The organism is Mesorhizobium sp. M4B.F.Ca.ET.089.01.1.1, assembly GCF_004022605.1.
GTDB classification, from domain to species: domain Bacteria; phylum Pseudomonadota; class Alphaproteobacteria; order Rhizobiales; family Rhizobiaceae; genus Mesorhizobium; species Mesorhizobium abyssinicae.
This window is the reverse complement of sequence record NZ_RZOS01001026.1, coordinates 1-816: the sequence shown is the minus strand read 5'-3', so window position 1 is coordinate 816 and position 816 is coordinate 1. Positions and strand designations below refer to the sequence as shown.

The 816-nt window shown below is 63.4% G+C and carries 1 protein-coding gene; it reads left to right on the top strand.

Annotated elements, in window-relative coordinates; translation table 11 throughout:
* Window positions 1-15 precede the first annotated feature (15 nt).
* The coding region (locus EN780_RS35800; RefSeq protein WP_133372932.1) for a hydroxymethylglutaryl-CoA lyase at window positions 16-816 on the top strand (801 nt) is incomplete at its 3' end.

Sequence of the window (816 nt, the reverse complement as noted above, 5' to 3'; positions counted from 1 at the left end):
CTTACTGGGGCTCTGATGTTTGCTTTTTCTGGCGATATCCTGATCGAAGACGAATTCCTCCGCGACGGCTTGCAGAACGAGGCGCGGCTGTTCTCGCTCGAAGAAAAGCTGCGTTTCGTCGAGGCGCTGGAGAGAGCAGGGGTCCGTCGCATCCAGGTCGGCTCTTTTGTGCACCCGAAATGGGTGCCGCAGATGGCCAATACCGATGCGCTTTGCGAACGGATCAGCCGGAAGGCGGGCGTGACCTATACAGCCCTTGTGCTGAACACGGCAGGACTGGATCGTGCCCTTGGCGTGGGGCTGACGCATCTGTCGATCTCGATTTCGGCCTCCGAGATGCATTCGCAGAAGAACACAAATCGCAGCGTGGGCGAAGGCCGCGCGGCCATCGGACCGGTCATCGAAAGGGCGCTGGCCGAAGGCCTAACGGTGCGGGCGGGTATCCAGTCGGCGCTCGGCTGCGGCTTCGAAGGGCGAGTCGATCCTGCGCGGGTGATCGATATCGCGCGGGATTTCGCCCGGTTGGGCGTGCAGGAGATCAACATCGCAGACACCGCGGGGTTGGCCAATCCGCGCCAGGTCTTCACGCTTTGCCGACGGCTGGCCGAGGAGATCGGCCCTGAGGTCGCGCTGTCTTTGCATCTGCACGACACGCGGGGCCTAGGGCTGGCCAACATGCTGGCAGGCATTGAAGCCGGGGTGCGGATCTTCGATGCCTCGCTCGGCGGCCTTGGTGGATGCCCCTTCGTGCCCAAGGCCACAGGCAACATCGCCACTGAGGACGCGGCCTTCGCCTGCGAGGAGATGGGTCTTTCG